The sequence below is a fragment of the Amycolatopsis sp. NPDC023774 genome (assembly GCF_040639695.1).
Lineage (GTDB): Bacteria > Actinomycetota > Actinomycetes > Mycobacteriales > Pseudonocardiaceae > Amycolatopsis.
On sequence record NZ_JBFAAJ010000001.1, the window covers coordinates 591202 to 614761 of the forward strand.

A 23560-nucleotide genomic window follows, 5' to 3' on the forward strand; every position below is an offset into this window, starting at 1 on the left:
TCAGTTCCTGATCATCGAAAGAACCGCCGCACCCGACGTGCACTACGTCCAGTCGACGCGGCGCCCGCAGGGTGATTATCAGATCGAGTACCGGGCTGGTGGCCCGCAGGAACACTTCCAGGCATACGCCAGAAATCGCCCCCAGGTCGTCGCCGCCCTGTGGGGCTGGTGCTCCCGCGACAAGACATGGCGCGAGCGATTCGAGTGGACGAACATCGGCAGCATGTCCCTCGATCCGGGCCCGAGACACCGGATCGAGGAGTGAAGGGATCAACCCCTCGAAGCCCTGGCTACGCGTACAACGCCAGCCAGATCGCGATGTAATGCAAAACCGCCGCCAACACCGTGCACGCGTGGAAGTACTCGTGGTACCCGAACGTGTCCGGCCAGTGGTTCGGCCACTTCACCGCGTAGAACACCGCGCCCATGGTGTAGAACAGGCCGCCCACGCAGATGAGCACCAGCGCAGCGACGCCGGCGTGCTGAGCGAGCTCCGGCATGACGAAGACGGCCACCCAGCCCAGGGCGACGTAGATCGGTACGCCCAGCCAGCGGGGCGCGTGCGGCCACAGCATCTTCATCGCCACACCGAGCACCGCCCCGCCCCAGACGATGGCCAGGATGATGTAGCCCGTGGGCTTCGACATGGCCAGCAGGGTGAACGGGGTGTAGGTGCCGGCGATGAAGAGGAAGATCATCGAATGGTCGGCGCGCTTCATCCACTTGTACGCACGCGGGCCCCACAGGCGGCGGTGGTAGAGCGCGCTCACGCCGAAGACGCCGAGCACGGTCAGTCCGTAGACGGACGTCGCGAGGGCGGCCAAAGGCGAGACGGTCGACGCGGCGAGGCTCACGAGGACGGCGGTCCCCGCCACGGCGCCGAAGAAGGCCCAGAAGTGGATGTGGCCGCGCAGGCGCGGGCGGGTGTCCACTGGCGCAGGGCCGGACGGTGGGGGTTCGGTCGTCACGCTCACCGACCCCACGCTACGGGAGCGTAGGTTTTTCGCCACCCCCCGTGGCGCGTCACACGTGCGACGTGGGGGTGCGTACGCTCAGCCGACGTGAGCCTCCGGTCCTTCCTGTCCGACGTCGTCTACAGCGTCTACGGCCGCCGCCTGATCCAGCAGGCGCGGGGCCGCCATCCGCGGCACATCGCGATCATGCTCGACGGAAACCGCAGGTGGGCGCGGGAAGCCGGGTTCACCGACGTGGCCGACGGGCACCGCGCGGGTGCCAAGAAGATCGCCGATTTCCTCAGCTGGTGCCGCGAGGCCGACGTCGAGGTCGTCACCATGTGGCTGCTCTCGACCGACAACCTCAACCGCGACCCCGACGAGCTCGAGCCGCTGCTGAAGATCATCACCGACGTCACCGACGAGCTCGCGGGTCCCGCCGTGCCGTGGCGGCTGCGGATCATGGGGGCGCTGGACCTGCTGCCGCTGGACGTCGCGAAGAGGCTCACCGCCGCCGCGGCCCGCACGGAGGACCGGACGGGCATGGAGGTCAACATCGCCGTCGGTTACGGCGGGCGGCAGGAAATCGCCGACGCCGTGCGCAAGCTGCTGCTTCAGCACGCCGACGAGGGCACCTCGATCCGCGAGCTGGCGAAAATCCTCGACGTGGACCACATCTCGGAACACCTGTACACGTCCGGCCAGCCGGATCCCGACCTTATTATCCGAACGTCAGGAGAGCAGCGGCTTTCCGGATTTCTGCTCTGGCAGTCGGCGCATTCGGAATTCTGGTTCACGGAGGCGTACTGGCCGGCGTTCCGGCGCGTCGACTTCCTTCGCGCGCTTCGCGACTACGCCTGGCGCCACCGCCGCTTCGGAACCTGAGGCGCCCGAACCTGGCCGGAGAAAGAACAGCGCACAGCGGAAGGGCCCCGGAGTCGGAACTCCGGGGCCCTTCCGTAGCCGAGGTCGGCTATCAGCCGTGGTGCTCCAGCGAGTGGAGGACCAGCGCCGGGGTGGTGGCGATGCCCGTGTAGGCACCGGCGACCAGCGAGGCAGCGCCGAAGCCCAGGGCCCCGCCACCCTCGATGAAGGTCGCGTAGGCGTCGCCGAACGTCGGGTCCGGGGTGTAGCTGTGGTCTGCCGGCGAGGCGAACGCCGTGCCGCCGATCATCATCAGGCCCGCAGCGGCACCGGCGACGATTCCAGCCTTCTTCAGCACTTCGCACACTCCTAGGTAGAGATATCTGGGATCCGGGGCACCGAAGTTTCCGGTGGTGTGTCCCGCAGTGAGAAAATTACCCTTGCCAAGGCGGAAATGAATGCCGGGTACGCCCATTGTGTGAGGCCGAAAACGCGTGGTTCACCCGGTCCGGTTCTGTTCTCAGGATGCGAAATGCATTCTCGTCCTTCCCGTGGTACAAGCCTTTGCGCTGATCTTGCGAACGCGTCCGGTGATCGTTTTTCCGTGATCATCCCACCGCGTGATCGCTCGATCGCTGGCATTGTGACGCAGCGTGACAGTGACGGCCTGTCGATGTCGGGCGACCTACGGTGAGGTGACGAATGAGCGAATCACCTGTGTGGCTGCCTGCACGAACCGCGATCCGTCGGTACCTTCCGGAAGTGAGGGCACGCGTTCCGTGCGGGTCCTCACGGGAGGCCCTGGTCGTGGCGTTGATCGAGGGGGCGGTACAGCCGCCCACACGATGCACGAGGGGGCCGGCACCCGGCCCTCGTGGCCGCGCGCGCTGACGTAGCCAACGTCAGGGAGTGTGGACCCAGCCAGGGAGGTGCCCGGCCCAGCGAGTGCGGGCGTGGGGTGCAACACGCCCTCGAGGGAGATGCCGTCGTGACTGCGCAGCGTTCACCCCGCAAGGCCTCTGGCCGTTCTTCGACCGGTGCCTCTGGCCCGGAGAAAGCCTCGATCTCGCCCGAATCCGGGCAGTCCACGTACGTGCTCGACACGTCTGTGCTGCTCTCCGACCCGTGGGCGGTGACGCGGTTCGCCGAACACGCGGTCGTGCTGCCCCTGGTCGTCATCAGTGAACTGGAGGCGAAGCGCCACCACCCCGAGCTCGGCTGGTTCGCCCGCGAGTCGCTCAGGTTGCTCGACGACCTGCGACTCAAGCACGGCCGGCTCGACACGCCGATCCCGATCGGCGAAGAGGGCGGCACCCTGCAGGTGGAGCTCAACCACACCGACCCGTCGGTGCTGCCCGTGGGCTTCCGGACCGACTCCAATGACCACCGCATCCTCGCGTGCGCGCTCAACCTCGCGGTGGAACGGCCGTCGGTCACGCTGGTGACGAAGGACATCCCGCTGCGGGTCAAGGCGGGGGCCGTGGGTCTGGCCGCCGACGAGTACCGCGCGGGCGAGGTCACGCCGTCGGGCTGGACGGGCATGGCCGACGTGGACGCCCCTCAGGAGCTGATCGACAGCCTCTTCTCGGGTGGCACCGTCGACCCGGTCGAGTTCGGCCTGCCCGAAGTGGGTGAGCTTCCGTGCCACACCGGCCTGCGGCTGCTCGCGGGCAGCTCCAGCGCCCTGGGCCGCGTCACGGCGGACAAGCGAGTGCGGCTGGTGCGCGGCGACCGCGAGGCGTTCGGCCTGCACGGCCGCTCCGCCGAACAGCGCGTCGCACTCGACCTGCTGCTCGACTCGGACGTCGGCATCGTGTCGCTGGGTGGACGCGCGGGCACCGGCAAGTCGGCGCTCGCGTTGTGCGCCGGCCTCGAGTCGGTGATGGAACGCCGCCAGCACCGCAAGGTCGTGGTGTTCCGCCCGGTCTACGCGGTCGGTGGCCAGGATCTCGGCTACCTGCCCGGGTCCGAGAGCGAGAAGATGCAGCCGTGGGCGCAGGCGGTGTTCGACACCCTCGGCGCGCTGGTCAGCCAGGACGTGCTCGACGAGGTCTTCGACCGCGGCATGCTCGAGGTGCTCCCGCTGACCCACATCCGCGGCCGCTCGCTGCACGACTCCTTCGTGATCGTCGACGAGGCCCAGTCCCTGGAACGCAACGTGCTCCTCACGGTGCTCTCCCGTCTCGGCACCGCGTCGCGCGTGGTCCTCACCCACGACGTCGCCCAGCGCGACAACCTCCGCGTCGGCCGCCACGACGGCGTCTCGGCGGTGATCGAGAAGCTGAAGGGCCACCCGCTGTTCGCGCACGTCACGTTGACGCGCTCGGAACGGTCGCCGATTGCGGCGCTCGTGACGGAGATGCTGGAGGATCACGCCTGATCTGCTCGTGAGCCTGCCCGTCCCGAACTGGGGCGGGCAGGCTCCGGGTAGTTGGCTCGAGATGGCGTGGCGCGACTGGGCTCGACGGGGGCCGACGCGCGTACCTCTCCCCGGGGCCGGTCGACGCGCTTTGGTTGAGGTGGCGTGGCTACTTCGCTTGGGCAGCCGGCGGGCCGCGAGCCGTGCTTCACGAAGCGAGGTGACCGGTCACCGCCACCTCCGGTGAGGTGGCGGTGAGCCTGGTCCTACCAGCCGGAAGGCAACGGCCGCCCCTCCGCGAACCCCGCAGCCGACTGCACGCCCAGCAACGCGCGCTCGTGGAATTCCTCCATCGTGCGCGCGCCGGCGTAGGTGCAGGAGGAGCGGACGCCCGAGCAAATGGAGTCGAGCAGGTCCTCCACGCCGGGGCGGTTGGGGTCCAGGGCCATGCGCGACGTGGAGATGCCCTCTTCGAACAGGGCCTTGCGGGCGCGCTCGAAGACGTTGTCGGTGCGGGTGCGGGCGCCGACGGCGCGCTTGGACGCCATGCCGAACGACTCCTTGTACGGGCGGCCCTGTTCGTCGTAGCGCAGGTCGCCAGGGGATTCGTGGGTGCCGGCGAACCAGGAGCCCACCATGGCGGCGGAGGCTCCCGCGGCGAGGGCCAGGGCGACGTCGCGCGGGTGGCGGACGCCGCCGTCGGCCCAGACGTGCTTGCCCAGTTCGCGCGCGGCTGCGGCGCACTCGGCGACGGCGGAGAACTGCGGCCGGCCGACGCCGGTCATCATGCGCGTGGTGCACATGGCGCCCGGGCCGACGCCGACCTTCACGACGTCCGCGCCCGCGTGGATGAGGTCGCGGGTGCCCTCGGCGGTGACGACGTTGCCCGCCACCACCGGCACGGCCGGCGACACCGCGCGCACCGCCTTCAGCGCGGCGATCATCTTCTGCTGGTGCCCGTGGGCCGTGTCGACGACCAGCGTGTCGACACCGGCGGCCAGCACGGCCTCGGCCTTCGCGGCCACGTCGCCGTTCACGCCGATCGCGGCGGCCACGCGCAGCTTGCCGCCGGCGTCGGTGGCCGGGGTGTACACGCCCGCGCGCAGCGCGCCGACGCTGGTCAGCACGCCGGCGAGGCGGCCTTCGGCGTCGAGGCCGAGCGCGAGGCGCCCGCCGTGGGTGTGGAGCAGGTCGAAAACCTCGCGCGGCGGCGTGTCCAGCGGCACGGCGACGGTCGCGGGCTGCGCGATCTCGGCCAGGCGCGCGAAGCGGTCCACGCCCGCGCACGCGGCTTCGTCGACAACGCCGACGGGACGGCCTTCGCCGTCCACGATCACGACGGCACCGTGGGCGCGCTTGTGGACCAGGTTGAGGGCGTCGGCCACGGCGTCACCGCCCGTGAGCACGAGCGGGGTGTCCCAGACGGTGTGGCGGCTCTTCACCCACGTCACGATCTCGGCCACCGCGGCGGTGTCCACGTCCTGCGGCAGCACCACCAGGCCGCCGCGGCGGGCCACCGTCTCGGCCATCCGCCGCCCGGCGACGGCCGTCATGTTGGCCACCACCACGGGGATCGTCGCACCGGTGCCGTCCACAGTCGACAGATCGACGTCGAAGCGGGACTCCACGTCCGAGCGGTTGGGCAGCAGGAACACGTCGTCGTAGGTCAGGTCGTGAGGGGGCAAGTGCCCGTCGAGAAAGCGCACGAGTCCCCAGACTACGTGCCTGACGCCGCGGACGCGAACTCGGCGTGACCCGTGGAACAATGCCGTCATGAACGGCCGTGACCGCGACGAATCGGGCCGAGCGCGCAACGCCCGCCCGCGCGACGGCCTCGGCCGGCCCCTGCCGTACGGCGCCGATGGTGTCGCCCGTCAGCCGGAAGGCGTGGTCCGCGCCCCGGGCGAGACGCTCACCGAAGCGCAGCGGCTGCTCGACGAGGGCCGCCCGTTCCACGCCCACGAGGTCTTCGAGGACGCGTGGAAGGCCACGGACGGCCCTGAGCGCGAGCTGTGGCGCGGCTTGGCGCAGCTGGCCGTCGGCATGACGCACGCCCTGCGCGGCAACGGCAGGGGCGCCGTCGCGCTGTTGCTGCGCGGTGCGGCGAACCTCGAGCCGTTCGCGGCTGCGCCACCGCACGGGATCGACGTCCCCGGCTTGCAGGAGTGGGCTCGCGAGCTGGCCGGCGAAGCGAAGGCGCGCGTGCGGGCCGAGCCCGTTCCGCCGCGGCTGAAAGCGGGCTGATTTCCGTCGGTGCCGGCCGCCAGGCTGCGGACCGCTGTGGGTGCCGCGCTCGCCCGCCGGCACACGTCCTGAGGTCACCAGGGCACGGGACCGTCCTCGTTGAGGAACGTCCCGGTCGGCGCCTGGGCGCCCAGCGCGACCAGGTCGAGGACCATGCGCGCGCCTTGTTCGGCGGTGCGGGGGCCGGTGTGGCCGTTGAGGTCGGAGGCGATGAAGCCGGGGGTGATGGCGTTGATGCGGAAGTGCGCGTACGCGGGGTCGGCGCGGAAGGTGGTCGCGTAGCGGATGGTGAGCATGACGAGCGCGGTTTTCGGCGACGAGTAGGCGATGGTGTCCGTCGCGGCCGCGAACTGCGAGCCCTCGGCGGTGGTGAGAGCGAGCGACGCGGAGGTGCTGGCGACGTTGACGACGTGCGGAGCTTCCGCGGCCCGCAGGAGGTCCAGCATCCGGTGCGTCACGGCGGCGACGCTGAAGAGGTTCGTTTCATAGGCGCGACGAAGGTGTTCTGCGGTCAGCTCGGCGGGTTCGACGGAGAAGCGGGCGCCGGCGTTGGTGACGAGGACATCGAGCTTGCCGTGGCGGGTTTCGAGGTGGCGGGCGACGTCGTCGATGTCCGCTGTGGACGTCACGTCGAGCCGGACCGGTGTCACGGCCAGGCCTTCGGCGCGGAGTTCGGCAGCGGTCTTCTCGCCGAGATCGAGGTCGCGGCTGCCGAGCAGGACGGTGCCGCCCCGGCGGGCCAGACCGCGGGCGATTTCGCGGCCCAGACCCTTATTGGCGCCGCTCACGAGGGCTGTGATCATGGCGGCCAGCGTCGTCGCGGGGCTCGACGGTCACCAGGCCGCACCAGGGCCACCCACGGTTAACCTGGGAATGTGAACGCCATCGGCGACTTCTTGCGCGCCCGGCGGGCGCTGGTGAGCCCCGCCGACGTCGGCCTGCCCGACGGCGGCCCGCGCCGCGTGCCGGGGCTGCGGCGCGAGGAGCTGGCCGCTGTCGCCGGCGTGAGCGTGGACTACTACGTGCGCCTCGAACAGGGCCGCGACCGGCATCCGTCGCCCCAGGTGCTCGACGCGCTGGCCCGCGCGCTCCACTTGAACGACGACGGCGCCGCCCACCTCCACCGGCTCGCGTCGCCACCCCGGGTCGCCGGCGGGGAGCTGCCGGCGGGCGTGCGTGAGCTGGTCGAGCACCACGGTGCCCCGGCGCTCGCGTGGGGCCGGCGGATGGACGTGCTCGCCGCCAGCCCGCTCGCCGTCGTGCTGGCGCCGATGTACCGCCCGGGCACCAACCTCGCCCGCGCGTTTTTCCTCGACCCCTCGGTGCGCTCGTTGCACCCGGGCTGGGCCGCGATGGCCCTCAACGTCGCGGCGATGCTGCGCGCTCGGACGGCGTTGCGTGATCCAGCGCTGGACGCCCTCGTTGCCGACCTGCTCGCCGCGAGCCCGGACTTCGCCCGCTTGTGGCCCCGCCACGACGTGTGCACCAACGCCGCGCCGCGCAAGGTTTTCCGCCACCCGGTGGTGGGTGAGCTGTCATTGGGACGGCAGGTGCTGACGGTGCCGGGTGGGGAGTGGGATGTGCTGCTCTACCACGCCGAACCGGGCAGCCCTTCCGCCCACGCGCTGGCCCGGCTGGCTTAGCTTTCGGCCGGCGGCGTGGATGCTGCCGGGCACGAGGTGCGGACGGCGCCGACCGCCATGACTGGGCGGGCGGTTCGTTCGGCCCAGGCGCCGACGTGACCGGCTCGGTTTCCGGCCGGCCCACGGCCCGGGATCAGCGCGCTCGGCTCAGCTTTCCGGCCAGTCCTTCGACGCCGCCTTCTCGTCGCCGATCGTCGTGCCCTCGCCGTGGCCGGTGCGGACGGAGGTGGCGTCCGGGAGGGAGAAAAGGCGTTCGCGGATGGACTTGACGATGGTCGGGTAGTCCGAATAGGACCGTCCGGTGGCGCCGGGGCCGCCGTGGAACAGGGTGTCGCCGGTGAAGAGGACGCCGAGGTCCCGGGCGTGCAGGCAGACGGCGCCCGGGGCGTGGCCAGGCGTGTGGATCACCTTCAGGTCGGTGCCGGCGATGGTGATGGTCTGGCCGTCGGCGAGGTCGCCGTCCGGGGCGCGGTCCGGGTGCGTCAGGTTCCAGACAACGCGGTCGGCCGGATGCAGCAGGATCGGCGCGCCGGTGCGTTCGGCGAGGGCGGGGGCGGCGTTGACGTGGTCGTTGTGGGCGTGGGTGCAGACGATGGCGCGCAGCGCACGGTCCCCGACCACGTCGGCGATCGCGTCGGCGTCGTGCGCCGCGTCGATCACGATCACCTCGGTGTCGTCGCCGACGATCCACACGTTGTTGTCCACGTCCCACCTGCCGCCGTCGAGCTCGAACACGCCCGACGTGACCAGGTTCTGCACTATCGCCGTCATGCTCTGCAGACCCTAGTGCCCCAGCGCCCGTCCAGCAGACATACCGCCGGTATCTACTTTCGGGTAGACTTACTCTCGGTAAGTTAGCCGCGACGACGGGAGCCGCCCATGATCGCCGCTCGGGATCTGCTGGCCGAACCTTTCAAGCTGCGCTGCGGGGCCGTGCTGCCCCACCGCCTGGGGAAGTCGGCGCTGAGTGAGCAGCTCGGTGATCGGCGCAACGCCCCCACGCGCGAGCTCGCCGAGCTGTACCGGACGTGGGCGCACGGCGGGTCGGGCCTGCTCGTGACCGGCAACGTGATGGTCGACCCTGCCGCGCTCGGCGAACCCCGCAACGTCGCGCTGCCCGCCGTCCCCGATCCCGCCGCGTACGAGCCGTGGGCGCGCAGCGTGGCCGGCACCGACGCGCAGCTGTGGGTGCAACTCAACCACCCCGGCCGGCAGAGCCCGCGATTCCTCTCCCGCCAACCGGTTGCGCCGTCCGCGGTGCCATTCGGGAACCGCGGGGTGCGGACCGCGTTCGCGGCGCCGCGCGCGCTGACCGGCGACGAGATCGAGACGATCGTGGACCGGTTCGCGTTGGCCGCGCGGACCTTCGTCGACGCCGGGTTCACCGGCGTGCAGCTGCACGGCGCCCACGGTTACCTGATCTCGCAGTTCCTCTCGCCGCTCACGAACCTCCGCGACGACGAGTGGGGCCGCGACCGCAGCCGCTTCCTGCTGGAGCTCGTGCGCCGCGTGCGCGCGGCGGTCGGCGACGGCGTGCCTGTGTCGGTGAAGCTCAACAGTGCCGACTTCCAGCGCGGTGGCTTCGACGAGGACGAGTCGCTGCGGGTGGTCCGCGCGCTGAGCGACGCGGGCATCGACCTGCTCGAGATTTCGGGCGGTACCTACGAAAAGGCCGTGATGATGGGCTCCGGTCGCGAGAGCACCGCGCGGCGCGAGGCGTACTTCCTGGACTACGCGGCGAAAGCGCGGCAGGTGAGCGACGTCGCGCTGATGGTCACCGGCGGCTTCACCACCGCCGCCGCAATGGCGGAAGCGTTGCGGTCCGGGGCATTGGACGTGATCGGGCTGGGCCGGCCGCTGACTGTGGACCCGGACCTGCCGGGGCGGTTGCTGGCGGGCGAGGACGCGCGCGCGGAACGGCTGTGCCCGCACACCGGGATCCGCCTGGCCGACAGCCTGCTCGAAGTCCAGTGGCACACCCAGCAGCTGCACCGCTTGGCGGCAGGCAAACCGGCGGACCGCGGCCGTGGTGCGTGGCGCGCGCTGGTGCACACCGGGATCAACGATCCGCTGAACGCGTTTCGGCGGGTGCGTGCGTGAGCCAGCCGTCGAGGACCTTCGCGGCGCTCGCCAGCGCGACGACCAACACGGCGATGAGCACGCAGTTCACGGCCACACGGCCGTAACCGAGCTCGGCGGCGTTGACGAACGGGTACGGGTAGAAACCGCCCTGCGCGCCGCGGATCAGCGTGAACGCCAGCCACGCCAGTGGCCAGCAGGCTGACCACACGACCGTTCGCCACCGCAGGATGCGCGGCGACGCGACGAGGAACCCGAGCACCGCGATGATCGGTGACACGGTGTGCAGCATGACGTCGGCGAACAGGGCCGCGCCGCTGAGGTCGGACAGCCCCGACAGCGCGACGTGGTAGACCACGCCGGTCACCGTGATGCCGATCAACGCGTCGAGCCACAGCACGCGCAGCGGCCCGCTGGCCCGTGCGCCGGCCGTGAACGCGACAGAAGCCAGCAGCACCAGCACGTTCGACTCGATCGTGAAGTACGCGAACATGTGCGCCACGCGCGCGCCCGCCGACGCGTAGCGGCCCGGCGTTCCCGCGCTCACGAAGCCCTGCGTGACGAGGCCGATCAGGACCACGAGGACCGTCGCCCCGAACCAGATCCGGGTCAGTCGCGTCGGTGGCATGCGGTGAGATTACGGTTCCGGCCTGTTCGGACCCAGCCGAAACGACCCGGTCTCACCCCGTCGGGGATGCTCAGGCACGCGGCTCGCGCAGGCGTGCGGTGACCGTGCGAAGGGTGTGCAGCTCCGCGGCGGACAGCCGGGAGGTGACCAGGCGGCGGACGCCGTCGAAGTGGGTGTCCATGGCCTTCGCGAGGAGGGCCTCGCCGATCTCGGTCAGCTGCGCGTCGACGGCTTGCTGGCCGGGCTGCGATACGCGCGCCACGAGCCCGCGGCTGCGGAGCCGGGTGATCAGCTTGGTCACCCCACCTCGGCTGACCAGCAGTTTCTCCGCGAGGTCCTTCATGCGGCAGCGGCCGCTGGGCTGGAGCCACAGCTGGTAGAGCGTGTCGAACTCGGCGATCGACAGGTCGTGATCCGCGCGCAGTTCGGCGTCGAGCACGCCGAGCACGCGGGCTTCCAGTTCGAGCAGCCCGCGCCAGGCGAGGAGCTCGTCTTCCGAGAGGTGGGGCACCGGGCGTTCCCCGGGTGTCGCGGTCACGCCCACACCGTAACCGAGCGTGCGCGTGTTCGGCCGAGAGGGTCCTTTGTGAAAATCTCGTTGACGTGGAAACAAGATTGCGCGTACTGTCATTCTCACATCGTCGGGAACAGTGAGAGGAATCGTCATGGGGATTCGGACGACCGGGTGTCATCACATGGCTTTCGTCACCAATGACATGGAAGAAACCGTGAAGTTCTACAACGGGATTCTCGGGTTTCCCATTGTGGTGACGCTGCAACTGCCCGACCCGGACCCGTTCCCCGGTGCGGTGCCGGGAAACCTTGCCGGCAGCCGGCACTACTTCTTCCGCATCAGCGAGCAGGACACGATCGCGTTCTTCGAGTTCAAGGACGCCGAGATCGCGGCGGACAACTCGTTGCTCGGGGCGGGCAACCATCTCGCGATCACGGTGCCCTCCGAGGGGGAACTGCAGCACGCGAAATCGGTGCTGGAGGAGAATGGGATCAAGGTCAACAGCGAACTCGACCACGGGTTCTGCCACTCGATCTACTTCGAGGACCCGGTGAACAAGATCGCGCTGGAGTTCGCCACGTGGCAGCACCCGTGCGACGTCGCGCAGCCCTTCCTGCAGGACCCCGAGCCGGTGCCGGCGGCGCTGGCCGCGATCGGCTCGGACGTCTACGCACAGCACCTGCTGCAGTACACGCCGGACGGCCACGGTGGCGCGGACCGCTGAACCTGCCCACCGGCCCCGCGACGCCGCGCCAGCGCAGAACCTGGTGTGGGGCAGCGGATCCCTGCGAGAACTCCCGGCGGTAGCCGACGATCTGCGTTGCCGCCGCGTGCTGGCGGTGGCCTCCCGGTCGGCGGATCCGGTCGTCGCCCGGCTTCCGGGTCTGCTCGGCGGGCGCTACCTCGGCCGGTGGTCGGACGTGCCCGCGCACGTGCCCGCCCACCAGGCCAATCTCGCCGTCGGCTCGGCACAGGAAACCCACGCCGACTCGGTCCTGGCCATCGGCGGCGGCTCGGCGATCGGGCTGGGCAAGATCGTTTCCCTCGCGCTGCGCCTGCCGTTGATTGCGGTCCCGACCACCTTCTCCGGCGCGGAGCGCACGTCGCGCTACTTCGTCACCACCGACCGCGGCAAGGAAACGGGAACGTCCGGCCGGGTTCTGGCCCGGGCGGTGCTCTACGACCCGGAACTCGTCGCGGGGCTGCCGCGCGAGGTCGTGGCGGGCAGTGGCATCACCGCCGTTGCGCATTGCCTGGAGGTGCTGTGCCATCCGGCGAGTGAGGAAGCGCTTGCGTCGGCTCGCGAAGGGCTGCTTCTGCTGTGGGGCAGCCTCACTTCGCTTGCAGCCGGGGCTCGTGATCTCTCGACGTGCCAAGACGCCTTGGCCGGCGCCGGCTTGGCCGGGCACGCGCTCCACGAGCTGGGGCGGCCCGGTGTGGTGCACCAGCTGTGCGACGTGGTGTCCACGCGGTGCGGGCTGGGGTACGGCCTTCTGTACGCGCTGTTTCTTCCGCTCGTGCTGCGGGCTTACGGAGACGCAGCCGACGGGGCGCGCGCTGCACTGGCGGAGTTGCGGCCCGGGGTGTCGGCTGAGCAGTCGGTGGCCGAGTTCGCGGTGAGGCTGGGACTGACCGCGGAGGTCGACCCCAGGCGAGTCGCGGCCTCGGTCGGCCTTGGTGCAGCTGAGCTTCGGCCGTTGCTTGCCGAGTTGTCCGCGGCAGCAGGGGATCGGGCGGAATCGAGCGTGGTCGAGCGCCTGGCCGCGAGCTGGTGACTTCCCTCGGTCACAAGTACGACGAAGGGCGCGGCCCGTGGGTCGCGCCCTTCGTCGTAGCAGTTCAGAGCCGCGTCAGCGAAGCGCCTTCACCAAGGCCGGGACGAAGACCGACGCGTCGACCGTGCCCCAGCCGCTGGCGATGTCGAAGCCCGGGGCGGCGGTGAAGCCCTCGACGCCGTCCTGGCTGTTGTCGCCGGTGGTGACGTCCACGATGCCGGCCTTGGCGCCCTTCGGGCCGAGCTTCTCGTAGAGGGCGGGGTTGATCTGGCCGAGCTTGCCGTGGTTGGCCTGCACTGCCAGTGCGAGCACGCCGGCGAACAGCGGCGCCGACTGCGAAGTGCCCTGCACGCCTTCCATGCTGATGTCCGGGAACGAGCGCATCTTGCTGCCGGTGATCTTCTTGACACTGTCCTGCCAGGCCGGGCGCGCGTAGGCCTTCGACAGGCCCGCGCCTTCGCCGAAGCCGTTGTCGGCGACGTTCACCAGGTCGTCCGGCTTCGTGCGGGCGCCGGTGGAGTCGAGGTGCAGCTGCGTGCCGCCGAGGGTGGTCACGCGCGGGTCGCTCGCCGGCCAGCTCGCGACGCGGTACGGGTAGTTGCCCGGGCCCTGCAGGAAGCCGCCGGTCGGGCCGTCGTCACCCGAGGACGCGACCATCGTGATGCCCGCCTTGCTCGCGCGCTCCAGCGCCGGGTCGAGCGTCTTGATGGACTGGAACGACGGGAAGTTCTCCTCGGTGGTGCCGAAGCTCATCGAGATCACGTCGGTGAGCTTGTGCTTCGTGAGGTAGTCGACGGCGTTCATCATCTCGGGTAGCCCGGTGAAGCCCTGCGTCTCGGCGACCGGCGTCGCGGCGACGATGATCTTCGCGTTGGGCGCCATCGCGTGCATCATCGTGACGTCGAGGTCGGTTTCGCCGCCCCAGGACTCGCAGGTCGCCGTGTCGACACCCGGGTCGGTGCACGCCGGGACCAAACCCGACGGCTGGAGCACCTCGACGTTGGCCGGGGGCAGGCCGTGGCGCTGGGAGTACTCGTCGAGCACCTGCTTCACCTGGTCGTCGCCGAACGACACCAACGTGGTGACGGTGGCGCCCGCGCCCGTGATGCCCTGGTTCCACAGTTTCGTGGCGTTGTACGCGACGCTTTCCCTGGGCAGCGTGGACATCGCCGCGTCGAGCTTCGCGACGCGGTCGGCCACCGTGTGCGCGCCGATGAACGACTTCGCCGCCGCCGAGAAGTGGTGCAGCGAGGGAGCCGGCGCGTGCGTGGCCGCGCCTGCCGGAGCCGCCACGGCCGTGACGGCCAGCGCGGCACCCGCGAGCAGGGTCATCGGCCGGACGGCGGACCGAACTCGAAAAGTCATGTCGTCTCCCCTGCGGTGAGCGTGCGGTACAGCCCACTCTCATGCATCGCCGGAGGGCGCAACATCGACTTTCGTCTGGCCTTTCGGCCCCCGCCGGGGGATTTGGCCAGTGGTGTCCGGATGTCATTCGGCCCGATCACCCCGCAGGAGACCGCGCACGGTGTCGATCGTGTCGGCGTCGGCCGCCTCCTTGTCCGGGCGGTACCGCACCACGCGTGCGAACCGCAGCGCCAGCCCGCCGGGGTAGCGCGTGCTGATCTGCGCCCCGTCGAGCTCGATCTCGACGACGACCTCGGGCCGCACGTACACGGTGTAGCTGTCGCGGTGGGTCTCGATCTCCTGGAACCGCTTCGTCTGCCACGCCAGCAGCTCGTCGGTCAGGCCCTTGAACGTCTTGCCCACCATGATCGGCGGCCCGCCGTCCGGGTCGCGCGCGCCGAGGTGCAGGTTGGACAGCGTGCCCGTGCGCCGCCCGTGGCCCCACTCCACCGCGAGCACGACGAGGTCGATGGTGTGCACCGGCTTCACCTTCAGCCACGCCCGGCCCCGGCGCCCCGCCGCGTACGGCGACGCCAGGTCCTTCACCATCACGCCCTCGTGGCCGCCCGCCATCGCCGCGTCGAGCACCGCCGCCGCGTCGGCCGGCTCCACGTCGCCGGGGATCACGTGCGCGCCCGCGACCTTCCGCAGCGCCGCGTTGCGTTCCGACAGCGGCGCGTCGAGCAGGTCCACGCCGTCGAGGTGCAGGCAGTCGAAGAAGTACGGCCGCAGCAGCAGGGCTCGCACCTGTTCCTCGCGTGTGCTGCCGAAGCGGCTCATCGTCTCCTGGAACGGCCTCGGCCGGCCGTCGTCGGTGAGCGCGAGCGTCTCGCCGTCGAGCACCACCGACTCGCACGGCAGCGCCCGCACGAGGTCCACCAGCTCGGAGACGCTGGCCGTGATCTCCCGCAACGTGCGCGTGTACACGTGCACTTCCGCGCCCTGGCGGTGAACCTGGATGCGTGCACCGTCCATTTTGTACTCGACGATCGCGTGCTCGTGTTCCGCCACCGCCTCGTCGAGCGACTCCGCGGGCGACGCGAGCATCGGCTTGATGGGGCGCCCCAGCGTGAGCCGGAATTCGGCCAGCCGCGCCGCGCCGCCCGTCATCGCCGCGTAGCCCGTGACGGAAAGCTTGCCGGACAACATGAACGCCCGCCGCACGTCCGCGGCGGCCACCTCGGCCGCCGCCGCGACGGCGTCGACCATCACGCCCTCCAGCGCGCCCTGCCGCAGCTCTCCGGCGACCAGCCGGAAAAGAAACTCCTGCTCACCGCGAGTGAGCCGCGTGAACAACGCCGTGAGCACCTCGGCCCGGCGTTTGACCGACCCCGCCCCCGAAGCCGCCGCGACCTCCGTGAGCGCCTCGTCGACCTCCCGCACCTCGACGGACGGCTCCGGGGCCGGCTCGACGGCCAGCTCCGCGAGCGTGCGCCACCCCGCGCCCAGCCGGTCCTGCGCCGTCTGCCCCGTGAGGTACGCGATCACGGCCGGCAGCTCGGCCGTCTCGGCGGCGCGCAGCACCGCGGCGAGGGTGGCGATCTTCGCCTTCCTCGACCGGGTGGCCGCCAGCTCGGCGGACGCGGTGACGATCTCGGTGAGCAACACCCGACCATCATGACCCGAAGCACCGACATTTTCGCAGATCATGGCCCTGACCTGCGAAGACGGCAGGCCGGGTGCGGCTCGGCCTCCCGCGCCGACCGCAGCGCGCCCGCCCACCAGGCGAGTTGGTCGAGCAGCGGTTTCGCGTATTCGCCGAGCTGGGCGTCGAGCGGCCGGCCGTTCTCCCACGCGGTGAAGTAGTTCGGGAAGGCCAGGCCGTCGCGGATGGTCACCGCGTGCAGCTCGGTCAGCACGTTCTCCAGGTGCAGCACCGCGTGCCGCCCGCCGGCCACGCCGCCGTAGCTGACGAACGCGACGGGCATCGCCGTCCACTGCGTGAAGTGCCAGTCGATGGCCGCTTTCAGCGACGTGGGATAGCCGTGGTTGTACTCGGGGGTGACGACGAGGAAGGCGTCCGTGCCCTCCAACGCCGACGTCAGCACCGCCAGCCCGGCGGAGCGTGGGTAGCTGTCGCCGGCGTACTTGGGGACGCCGCGGGCAGCGACAGCGGGATCTCGACGTCCGCCAGGTCGACGACCTCGGCCTCGAACCCGCCCCGCTCCCGGGCCCGCTCGGCCACCCACGAGGCGACGGCCGGGCCGAACCGGCCGTCGCGGACGCTGCTGATGATGATCACGAGTCTGTTCGCCATGGTCACCACAGTGCGCTCCGGCCGAGGTGGCAACCCGACCGCGCTCAGGCCGGCCCGCCACGGCCACGCTGAGCGCGCCCGAACCGGCTTATGTCCGGTGACCTGGGGACGCTCCTGGGGGGACTTCGTCCGGGCCAAGCGCGACAGCACCCAGCCGGAGACGCTGGGCCTGCCTTCGCGCGGCCGTCGCCGCTCGCCCGGACTGCGGCGATCGGACCTCGCCGCGCGGGCCGGCATCAGCGTCGAAAACCTGACGCGCATCGAGCAGGGCCGCGACCGCAACCCGTCCCTGCGGTGGTGCACGCCCTCGCCGGCGCGCTCAGCCTCGGCCCCGCCGAACGCACCCACCTGCGCTACCTCATGAAGATCACCGGCGGCGAGTGCACGGCCCGCACCCGCGCGGCGGGACATACGTGCCTCGGTCCTCCAGACCCTCCGGCTCCTCGAGCCCGGCAACGCCGTGGTGACCAACCGGCTGGGTAACCTTCTCACCCACGCCAGCCGCTTGGTGACGAGTGGAACCGGCCTGCTCGAGGCCGAAGCTCCGAACCTCACCGGCTACGTCTTCACCGGCCCCCGCGCCCGCGCGTTCTTCGCCGGCCGGGCCGAGGTCGCCGACGAGCGGGCGTTCGACTTGTGGCTGGGGCCCGCGGTCGAGAACGGGGAGTGGCTCACGGCGGACCTCGCGCCCGTCACCGGCCCGGAGTTCACCAGCAGTGTCAGCTCGGGCGTCGTGCCACCACGCGGGGTGCTGCGGTCGAACCACCCGGTGGGCGTTCGTTGCGGCTGCGCCGGGAGACGATGGAACTCGCGGAGGACGGGCAGCAGTTGGTCGTCTTCCTGACGGCGGACGAAAAAACGGCTCAGGTCGTCGCGGAGCTCCCCGGCAGGAAGACGACCGGGCGGCTTCGGGTCATCTCTTGACGGTTCCGGCGCGCTCGATCACCGCGCGGGGAGGGGATGGCGGCCCAGGAAACCGGCCAGCGCTCTGGCGACGCCGGCCGGATCGCGAACCTGGAGCAGATGGTTGAGCCCGGGCAACGTGACGTCTTCGGTCTGCGGGAGCCAGTCGTGCACCAGGTCACGGCCCTGCGCGAACAGGGGGAGGCTTTCCGACCCGAGGACGTAGAGGACCGGTTGCCCGATCGTCGTCGCCTGGTCCGCACCGAAGTCCCAGCTCTGCACCGCGGGCAGCTCCGACTCGAACATCGTGGCCGCGGCCTGCTCCGCCAGCCGAGGCCCGCCGGGCACGGCTTTTTCGTACTCCGCCTTCCATCCTGAGCCCCACACGGCCGTGAAGAACGCGTCCACTGCCGCCACCGGATCGCCGGCCCGGTAGATCTCGAGCACCGGTTCCAGCGCGGCGAAGAACGCGGCGCCATCCGGCACCGAAAGCAGTGCGGGTTCGAGCAGGCACAGGGTCTGGACCCGTGCGGGCTCGTCGACGGCGAATTGCAGTGCGATGAGCCCGCCTGAGGACTTTCCCAGCACGTGGGCCTTGTCGACGCCACACCAGTCGAGCACCAGCCGGCAGTCCTCGGCATGCCGCCCGACGGAGACCGGCGCGTCACCCGTGTTCCGTCGGTAGTCCCTGCGCCGGAACGAGATCAGCCGGTAGCGGCCGGCGAGCTCCGGCTCGCGGCGCAGGGGCAGCATTTCCTCGCTCGCCCCGCCTCCGTGGATCAGCAGCAGGGGTTCGCCGGTGCCGTGGTCGGCAACGTCGAGATCCGTGTCAGCCGCACTCTTCACCAGGCCGGGGCTCCCTCTTCAAGCTGGAGGAATGCTTGTCGGCCTGCGCCGACCTCGTGGTACCGGACGTGTGCGGGGTCGTGCCGTGGCGCCGCATCGTGGTCCCGTGGTGCGGGCTGCGGGAACCACACGTCCAGGCTGTCGTCGAACAGGTTCTCGGTTTCGGGAGGTGCCACGGGGCGTTGATCGTGACGACGTCGCACACCCGCACCAGCGACTGCACGTCGGGAGCACGCGATCACGGCGGGGATCGGCTCGGACCACGTCGAGCATGCCGCCGCGATCGGCCACGGGATCACGCTCGCCGAGGTCGTAGCCGTCGACCGGGTCGTCGTAGAGCACACAAGTACTTTCGCCACGACAGTCCTTCGGTCGCGTGACCGGGCAAGTCATGCGGTGTCGCGTTGCCGCTGCGGGTTACCGGACGCCGCCATGGCGTGCTCCTGGTGCGAGCGCCGCAGGTGCTCTTCAGGCGTGACAACCTTCGCGGGCGGCACCCACTCGAAGTACTTCGAAGTGTCCTTCAGCAGCACGAACGTCAGCGTGCCGAAGCAGAACGGCAGGGTGAGCGCGGGCAGGCCCCACGGCACGAAGATCGACCCGATGGCTCCGAAGAGCAAGGCCGTGAAGATCGCGCACAGGACACCGAGAATGGCCGAGCGCCAGGTCAACACGTAGAACACGCCGGCGATCGCCAGCGCGGCGTCGAACGAGTTGAAGCCCCACAGCCCGTTGTAGATCAGCACGCCGTCGGCGCCGAGGGCCATGCCGGTCAGCATCCCGACCGCCGAGCCGACCAGGGCGAAGACCGCCGCGATCCGGGAGCAGAACGCGATCCCGACGATGATCAGCACACCGGCGAGAAGGCTGTTGCAGAAGAACAGCTGGCCGATGCCGCGGAAGATCGCGTTGATCACGGCCACCACGTCGGTGTTGCCGACCGCGTCGGCGCTCGCCCGCAGTGACGTCCGCACAGCGGGCCCGTTCACCTCGGGTGCCGCCGGTGCGATCGCCTCACCGAGGCGCCCGCGCGTGATGTGCAGTGCGGTGATCAGGAACAGCAGCGTGGTGATGTTGAAGGCCAGGGTGAACGGCGGCACGCCCCACGAGCCGCCGAACGTTGCCGCCAGCGCGGCCATCAGGATCGAAGACACCCCGCTCAGCAGGATGATCCACAGAATGACGATCCCGTCCCACTCGGGTGAGAGGAACAGCGCGAGCCCGAGGCCGGTGAGCACGCCGTTGAACCCGTAGAGACCCGCGTGGATCGCGTCGCGGTCGAACCCCAGTGCCAATGCGGCCAGCGTCGAGGCCACCACCCCGACCGTGGCGCCGAACCCGAGCCACGGTTCCTGAAGCCAGGTGGCCAGCAGGATGAACGCGCCCGTGATCGGGCTGTTCATGAACACCACCTGCCCAATGCCGCGCAGGCAGTATTCGATGAACCCGATCACGGGCACCTTCAGCGCCCTCTCGTCGACCTCGGGCATGGTGCCGTTGATCCATCGCCACGGTCCGTGGTGGCCGCGTTCTGGTGGTGCTGTCGTCATGACCGCCTCCTCCGGCGGATGTGTGCTGTCTCGACGTGCCGGACCGGGCGGGAGGCCGCCTGCCTCCCGCCCGGGTCACCAAGCCGGTCCAGGCGTCAGAAGCTCGCCGTCGGCACGCTCATTCCCTGTTCGACCTGCGCCGGGCCGGAAGCCGAAGGACGCACGTCGATGTCGAAGATCGCTGTGGGCAGATACACGGTGGAGCAGGAGTTCGGGATGTCGACCACGCCCGAAAGCCTGCCCTCGATCGGCGCCGAGCCCAGGATCATGTACGCCTGGATCGCGCTGTAGCCGAACTTCTGCAGGTAGTCGATCGCGTGCAAGCAGGCGCGCTGGTACGACAGGTGCGAGTCGAGGTAGTGCTGCACTCCGTCGAGCGTGACCGAGGTGCCGGAGAACGCGAGCCACTGGCTGTACAGAGGCTCGACGTTGCCCGGCATGAAGATCGCGTTCTCGGAGACGCCGTAGGTCTCCATGCCGCCCTTGATCAGGTCGACGTGCAGGTCCATGAACCCACCCATCTCGATGGCGCCGCAGAACGTGATCTCGCCGTCGCCCTGCGAGAAGTGCAGGTCGCCCATCGAGAGTTTCGCGCCGTCGACGAAAACCGGGTAGAACACCCGGGTTCCCTTGGTGAAGTTCTTGATGTCCTGGTTCCCGCCGTTCTCCCGCGGCGGCGCCGTGCGCGCGGCCTCGGCCGCGACCCGGTCGAACTCGGCACCGGTGAGGCTGCCGAGGACCGCGTGCTCCGGCAGTGGGGGCAGCGCCAGCGGTGGCACCCGGTCCGGATCGGTGTCGATCAAAGCCTGCTCGCGCGCGTTCCACTTGGCGAGCAGCGCACCGGAAGGAGCCGTGCCCATCAACCCGGGGTGCACGATGCCGGTGTAGGAGACCCCCGGGATGTGCCGCGAGGTGGCGATCCCACCCATGAAGTCCCAGACCACCTTGTACGCGTCGGGGAACCACTCCGTGAGGAAACCGCCGCCGTTCTTGGTGGCGAAGACACCGGTGTAGCCCCAGCCCTGGCCGGCCAGCGGCCCCGAATCCTCTTGGGGGATAGGGCCGACGTCGAGGATGTCGACGATGAGGAGGTCACCCGGCTGCGCGCCCTCGACCGCGATCGGCCCACTGAGCACGTGCACGGTGGGCAGCGGTGCGTTCAGCACGTCTTCGGCCGAATCGTCGTTGTGGATCGCGCCGTCGAACCATTCGCGGCAGTCGACGCGGAACGAGTCTCCCGGCTTGACCTGAACCTGGGCGGGAATGTCCCCGTGCCACCGGTTGTGGCCGACAATTTCTTGTTCGGTGAATTTCTTTGTGGAATCGAGTGAGAAAACGACTTGCGGCATGGTATCTCCCGACGGCTTGGTGGGTGACCGACCCGGCAACGTGCGTGCTGCGCACCTCCGCAACGCGGAGCGTGGCGGCTCCGCAGAGCATCCCGGGCATCAGCCGCAAAATTGTTCTTCGCCGGCCCAGCGAGCGGGCCATTGCCCGGCGGGGCGCAGGCTGGGCCGCGTTCGGCTACGGTCTCGGCAGATGTCGCAGGGCGGGGTTCGATGTCGTCGCCGGACCGCGCGACCGGCCTTGAGCGGGAGGTACCGCGGACACCACGGCCGGCTCGTCGCGAGTTTTCTCCGTCCGGTCGATGGCTGTGACCAGCTCACGTGGTGCCAGTGACAGCATCGGCGCGCAGTAGTTCCGGGCCGCTTCGCCACCGCAGGCCGGACACTGCGTGCTGGGGAGGGCCGTCCCCATCGGCAGGCGCACCTCGAAGACACCGTCCCGGTCGCATCGATATTGGTACGTCGCCATCGCAGCCTCCCAACTGCTTCCTCTTCCTTCGCAGCGGAATTGATCAAACCGCGCCACAGAAAAGGAAATTCAGAGCGGGCAACGACGTTACCAGCCTGGCGATTCGGACACAATGAAGCCGTACGCCGCAATGAATTTGTGCGCAGAGGTACACCTTGTCCACTTGCGGTGACGGGCCGGCCGGCGCGGTGAAAAGACGCACGGCCCGCTTCCGGAAGAGCCGGGAAGCGGGCCGTGCGTCGTAAAAAAGATCCCTACTTGCCGCCGCGGGCCATCCGCAGCACGTCGAGCGCCTCGTCCAGTTGAGCCTCGGTGAGCTTGCCGTCCTTGACGAAGCCGCGTTCGATGACGACCTCGCGGATGGTCTTGAGCTCCTTGAGCGCCTGCTTCGCGACAGCCGCCGCGGCTTCGTAGCCGAGGTATTTGTTGAGCGGCGTGACGATGGACGGCGAGCCCTCGGCGTACTGGCGGGCGCGATCGACGTTCGCCGTAACGCCGTTGAAGACCTTGTCCGCCAGCAGGCGCGAGACGGCGGCCAGCAGGCGGGCCGACTCGAGGACATTGCGGGCGATGACGGGCAGGTTCACGTTGAGCTGGAAGTTGCCGGCCGCCCCGGCGAAGGCGACGGCGGCGTCGTTGCCGACGACCTGGGCCACGACCTGCAGCGTCGCCTCCGGGATGACCGGGTTGACCTTGCCCGGCATGATCGAGGAGCCCGGCTGGAGATCCGGCAGGGCCAGTTCGGCGAGGCCGGTGCGCGGGCCGGAACCGAGCCAGCGCAGGTCGTTCGCGATCTTGTTGAGGGACACGGCGACGGTGCGCAGGTGGCCGGACGTCTCGACCACGCTGTCCTGCGTCGCCTGCGCCTCGAAGTGGTTGCGGGCCTCCGTGAGCGGCAGGCCGGTGAGCGCGGCCAGTTCCGCGGAGACGGCCGCGCCGAAGCCGTCGGGGGCGTTGAGACCGGAGCCGACTGCGGTGCCACCGATGGGCAGCTCGCCCAGGCGCGCGATGCCGGACTGCAGGCGCTCGATGCCGAAGCGGATCTGCGCGGCCCACGCGCCGGCTTCCTGGCCCAGCGTGATCGGCACGGCGTCCATCAGGTGCGTGCGGCCGGACTTCACGACGTCGGCCCACTCTTGTGCGCGCGCCTCGATCGCGCCGGCGAGGTGCTCCAGGGCCGGGATGACGTCGGTGAGCACGGCTTCCGTGGCGGCCACGTGGATGGTCGTCGGGAACGTGTCGTTGGACGACTGTGAGGCGTTGACGTGGTCGTTCGGGTGCACGTCGCGGCCAAGGGCGCGCGTGGCGAGCGTTGCGATGACCTCGTTGGCGTTCATGTTCGACGACGTGCCCGAGCCGGTCTGGAAGACGTCGATCGGGAACTGGTCGTCGTACTTGCCCTCGGCGACGCCGTCGGCGGCCGCGGCGATGGCCTCGGCGACGTCGGCGTCCAGCACGCCCAGCTTCTGGTTCACGCGCGCGGCGGCGGCCTTCAACAGGCCCAGCGCGCGGATCTGAGCGCGCTCGAGACCGCGGCCGGAGACGGGGAAGTTCTCCACGGCACGCTGCGTCTGCGCGCGGTAGAGCGCGTCGACCGGGACGCGGACCTCACCCATCGTGTCGTGTTCGATCCGGTATTCCTGTTCTGCCATACCCCCGATTCTGGCCCTGTTTCGCGCTTGCGGCGGGGTGGCGTCGCCCACCTCGGTCGCGCTTCATCCGGTAT

At 70.2% G+C, this 23560-nt stretch carries 26 protein-coding genes; 10 read left to right on the top strand and 16 right to left on the bottom strand.

The genetic code is table 11. The annotated features are described in order from the left end of the window. Window positions 1-37: 37 nt before the first annotated feature. Entirely contained in the window at window positions 38-265 is a 228-nt protein-coding gene (locus tag AB0F91_RS03005; protein ID WP_360594222.1) for a hypothetical protein, read from the top strand. Between the two features lie 25 nt (window positions 266-290). Here the strand turns inward: AB0F91_RS03005 and AB0F91_RS03010 are convergent, their stop codons facing one another. After that, the gene (locus tag AB0F91_RS03010) at window positions 291-974 is read right to left on the bottom strand and encodes a hemolysin III family protein (RefSeq protein WP_360594224.1); all 684 of its coding nucleotides are present in this window, start codon (window positions 972-974) and stop codon (window positions 291-293) included. Window positions 975-1061: 87 nt separating this feature from the next. Between AB0F91_RS03010 and AB0F91_RS03015 the strand changes: the two genes are divergently transcribed. Continuing rightward, on the top strand, window positions 1062-1838 hold the full coding sequence (locus AB0F91_RS03015; protein ID WP_360594225.1) for an isoprenyl transferase: 777 nt from the start codon (window positions 1062-1064) through the stop codon (window positions 1836-1838). Window positions 1839-1929: 91 nt separating this feature from the next. Here the strand turns inward: AB0F91_RS03015 and AB0F91_RS03020 are convergent, their stop codons facing one another. Then, complete coding sequence (locus AB0F91_RS03020; protein WP_360594228.1) at window positions 1930-2175, bottom strand: hypothetical protein; 246 nt, start codon at window positions 2173-2175, stop codon at window positions 1930-1932. Between the two features lie 735 nt (window positions 2176-2910). Here AB0F91_RS03020 and AB0F91_RS03025 point away from each other — a divergent pair. Further along, a complete protein-coding gene (locus AB0F91_RS03025; protein WP_360595125.1) occupies window positions 2911-4197 on the top strand; it encodes a PhoH family protein in 1287 nt (428 codons plus the stop codon). Window positions 4198-4442: 245 nt separating this feature from the next. Here AB0F91_RS03025 and AB0F91_RS03030 read toward each other — a convergent pair whose 3' ends face one another. Beyond that, window positions 4443-5882, bottom strand: a complete 1440-nt coding sequence (locus AB0F91_RS03030) for a GuaB1 family IMP dehydrogenase-related protein (protein WP_360594230.1) — start codon at window positions 5880-5882, stop codon at window positions 4443-4445. A gap of 67 nt (window positions 5883-5949) precedes the next feature. Here AB0F91_RS03030 and AB0F91_RS03035 point away from each other — a divergent pair, with 67 nt between their 5' ends. After that, window positions 5950-6420 carry a DUF309 domain-containing protein gene (locus tag AB0F91_RS03035; RefSeq protein WP_360594232.1) on the top strand — a complete coding sequence of 157 codons (471 nt, stop codon included), beginning with the start codon at window positions 5950-5952 and terminating at the stop codon, window positions 6418-6420. A gap of 74 nt (window positions 6421-6494) precedes the next feature. On the opposite strand, the gene AB0F91_RS03040 is transcribed toward AB0F91_RS03035, so the two are convergent. After that, window positions 6495-7223, bottom strand: coding sequence for an SDR family NAD(P)-dependent oxidoreductase (locus AB0F91_RS03040; protein ID WP_360594234.1), 729 nt, complete (start codon window positions 7221-7223; stop codon window positions 6495-6497). 72 nt (window positions 7224-7295) lie between these two features. Here AB0F91_RS03040 and AB0F91_RS03045 point away from each other — a divergent pair, with 72 nt between their 5' ends. Then, window positions 7296-8063, top strand: a complete 768-nt coding sequence (locus AB0F91_RS03045) for a helix-turn-helix domain-containing protein (RefSeq protein WP_360594236.1) — start codon at window positions 7296-7298, stop codon at window positions 8061-8063. A gap of 147 nt (window positions 8064-8210) precedes the next feature. Here AB0F91_RS03045 and AB0F91_RS03050 read toward each other — a convergent pair whose 3' ends face one another. After that, window positions 8211-8834: an MBL fold metallo-hydrolase gene (locus AB0F91_RS03050; protein ID WP_360594238.1), complete on the bottom strand. Its 624-nt coding sequence runs from the start codon at window positions 8832-8834 to the stop codon at window positions 8211-8213. A gap of 108 nt (window positions 8835-8942) precedes the next feature. Between AB0F91_RS03050 and AB0F91_RS03055 the strand changes: the two genes are divergently transcribed. Further along, entirely contained in the window at window positions 8943-10163 is a 1221-nt protein-coding gene (locus tag AB0F91_RS03055; protein WP_360594240.1) for an NADH:flavin oxidoreductase/NADH oxidase family protein, read from the top strand. Here AB0F91_RS03055 and AB0F91_RS03060 read toward each other — a convergent pair. Next, a complete protein-coding gene (locus tag AB0F91_RS03060; RefSeq protein ID WP_360594242.1) occupies window positions 10123-10770 on the bottom strand; it encodes a Pr6Pr family membrane protein in 648 nt (215 codons plus the stop codon). The genes AB0F91_RS03055 and AB0F91_RS03060 overlap by 41 nt on opposite strands. A 70-nt stretch (window positions 10771-10840) precedes the next feature. Then, window positions 10841-11308, bottom strand: a complete 468-nt coding sequence (locus AB0F91_RS03065; protein ID WP_360594243.1) for a MarR family transcriptional regulator — start codon at window positions 11306-11308, stop codon at window positions 10841-10843. A gap of 157 nt (window positions 11309-11465) precedes the next feature. Here AB0F91_RS03065 and AB0F91_RS03070 point away from each other — a divergent pair, with 157 nt between their 5' ends. Then, window positions 11466-12008, top strand: coding sequence for a VOC family protein (locus tag AB0F91_RS03070; protein WP_360594244.1), 543 nt, complete (start codon window positions 11466-11468; stop codon window positions 12006-12008). Next, complete coding sequence (locus tag AB0F91_RS03075) at window positions 11992-13059, top strand: iron-containing alcohol dehydrogenase (RefSeq protein WP_360594245.1); 1068 nt, start codon at window positions 11992-11994, stop codon at window positions 13057-13059. Before AB0F91_RS03070 ends, AB0F91_RS03075 begins: the two co-directional genes overlap by 17 nt. Before the next feature lie 75 nt (window positions 13060-13134). On the opposite strand, the gene AB0F91_RS03080 is transcribed toward AB0F91_RS03075, so the two are convergent. The 4 genes from AB0F91_RS03080 to AB0F91_RS03095 all read right to left on the bottom strand — a co-directional run bounded on the left by AB0F91_RS03080 (window position 13135) and on the right by AB0F91_RS03095 (window position 16720). Beyond that, entirely contained in the window at window positions 13135-14424 is a 1290-nt protein-coding gene (locus AB0F91_RS03080) for a S53 family peptidase (protein WP_360594246.1), read from the bottom strand. A 123-nt stretch (window positions 14425-14547) separates the two neighbouring features. Continuing rightward, complete coding sequence (locus AB0F91_RS03085) at window positions 14548-16071, bottom strand: ATP-dependent DNA ligase (RefSeq protein ID WP_360594248.1); 1524 nt, start codon at window positions 16069-16071, stop codon at window positions 14548-14550. 38 nt (window positions 16072-16109) lie between these two features. Further along, complete coding sequence (locus AB0F91_RS03090; protein WP_360594249.1) at window positions 16110-16496, bottom strand: NAD(P)H-dependent oxidoreductase; 387 nt, start codon at window positions 16494-16496, stop codon at window positions 16110-16112. A gap of 8 nt (window positions 16497-16504) precedes the next feature. Then, window positions 16505-16720 carry an NAD(P)H-dependent oxidoreductase gene (locus AB0F91_RS03095; protein ID WP_360594250.1) on the bottom strand — a complete coding sequence of 72 codons (216 nt, stop codon included), beginning with the start codon at window positions 16718-16720 and terminating at the stop codon, window positions 16505-16507. 97 nt (window positions 16721-16817) lie between these two features. Here AB0F91_RS03095 and AB0F91_RS03100 point away from each other — a divergent pair, with 97 nt between their 5' ends. Both AB0F91_RS03100 and AB0F91_RS03105 read left to right on the top strand, forming a co-directional pair. Continuing rightward, the gene (locus AB0F91_RS03100) at window positions 16818-17084 is read left to right on the top strand and encodes a helix-turn-helix transcriptional regulator (protein ID WP_360594252.1); all 267 of its coding nucleotides are present in this window, start codon (window positions 16818-16820) and stop codon (window positions 17082-17084) included. Window positions 17085-17183: 99 nt separating this feature from the next. Next, a complete protein-coding gene (locus tag AB0F91_RS03105; RefSeq protein WP_360594254.1) occupies window positions 17184-17564 on the top strand; it encodes a hypothetical protein in 381 nt (126 codons plus the stop codon). 98 nt (window positions 17565-17662) lie between these two features. Here the strand turns inward: AB0F91_RS03105 and AB0F91_RS03110 are convergent, their stop codons facing one another. From AB0F91_RS03110 to AB0F91_RS03130, 5 genes are all read right to left on the bottom strand, one after another. Next, the gene (locus tag AB0F91_RS03110; protein WP_360594256.1) at window positions 17663-18469 is read right to left on the bottom strand and encodes an alpha/beta hydrolase; all 807 of its coding nucleotides are present in this window, start codon (window positions 18467-18469) and stop codon (window positions 17663-17665) included. A gap of 389 nt (window positions 18470-18858) precedes the next feature. Further along, window positions 18859-20019 (bottom strand): urea transporter, encoded by a 1161-nt coding sequence (locus AB0F91_RS03115; protein WP_360594257.1) that lies wholly within the window; start codon window positions 20017-20019, stop codon window positions 18859-18861. A gap of 95 nt (window positions 20020-20114) precedes the next feature. Beyond that, window positions 20115-21368, bottom strand: coding sequence for a formamidase (gene fmdA, locus AB0F91_RS03120; RefSeq protein WP_360594259.1), 1254 nt, complete (start codon window positions 21366-21368; stop codon window positions 20115-20117). Between the two features lie 175 nt (window positions 21369-21543). Beyond that, a complete protein-coding gene (locus AB0F91_RS03125; protein ID WP_360594260.1) occupies window positions 21544-21834 on the bottom strand; it encodes an FmdB family zinc ribbon protein in 291 nt (96 codons plus the stop codon). A gap of 254 nt (window positions 21835-22088) precedes the next feature. Continuing rightward, entirely contained in the window at window positions 22089-23486 is a 1398-nt protein-coding gene (locus tag AB0F91_RS03130) for a class II fumarate hydratase (protein WP_360594262.1), read from the bottom strand. Window positions 23487-23560: the final 74 nt, after the last annotated feature.

Excerpts from the sequence above, each read along its gene's own strand:
- AB0F91_RS03095 (WP_360594250.1), bottom strand. The coding sequence starts at position 16,720 with ATGGCGAACAGACTCGTGATCATCATCAGCAGCGTCCGCGACGGCCGG.
- AB0F91_RS03055 (WP_360594240.1), top strand. The coding sequence starts at position 8,943 with ATGATCGCCGCTCGGGATCTGCTGGCCGAACCTTTCAAGCTGCGCTGC.
- AB0F91_RS03130 (WP_360594262.1), bottom strand. The coding sequence starts at position 23,486 with ATGGCAGAACAGGAATACCGGATCGAACACGACACGATGGGTGAGGTC.
- AB0F91_RS03125 (WP_360594260.1), bottom strand. The coding sequence starts at position 21,834 with ATGGCGACGTACCAATATCGATGCGACCGGGACGGTGTCTTCGAGGTG.
- fmdA (WP_360594259.1), bottom strand. The coding sequence starts at position 21,368 with ATGCCGCAAGTCGTTTTCTCACTCGATTCCACAAAGAAATTCACCGAA.
- AB0F91_RS03070 (WP_360594244.1), top strand. The coding sequence starts at position 11,466 with ATGGCTTTCGTCACCAATGACATGGAAGAAACCGTGAAGTTCTACAAC.
- AB0F91_RS03040 (WP_360594234.1), bottom strand. The coding sequence starts at position 7,223 with ATGATCACAGCCCTCGTGAGCGGCGCCAATAAGGGTCTGGGCCGCGAA.
- AB0F91_RS03080 (WP_360594246.1), bottom strand. The coding sequence starts at position 14,424 with ATGACTTTTCGAGTTCGGTCCGCCGTCCGGCCGATGACCCTGCTCGCG.
- AB0F91_RS03060 (WP_360594242.1), bottom strand. The coding sequence starts at position 10,770 with ATGCCACCGACGCGACTGACCCGGATCTGGTTCGGGGCGACGGTCCTC.
- AB0F91_RS03050 (WP_360594238.1), bottom strand. The coding sequence starts at position 8,834 with ATGACGGCGATAGTGCAGAACCTGGTCACGTCGGGCGTGTTCGAGCTC.
- AB0F91_RS03035 (WP_360594232.1), top strand. The coding sequence starts at position 5,950 with ATGAACGGCCGTGACCGCGACGAATCGGGCCGAGCGCGCAACGCCCGC.
- AB0F91_RS03115 (WP_360594257.1), bottom strand. The coding sequence starts at position 20,019 with ATGACGACAGCACCACCAGAACGCGGCCACCACGGACCGTGGCGATGG.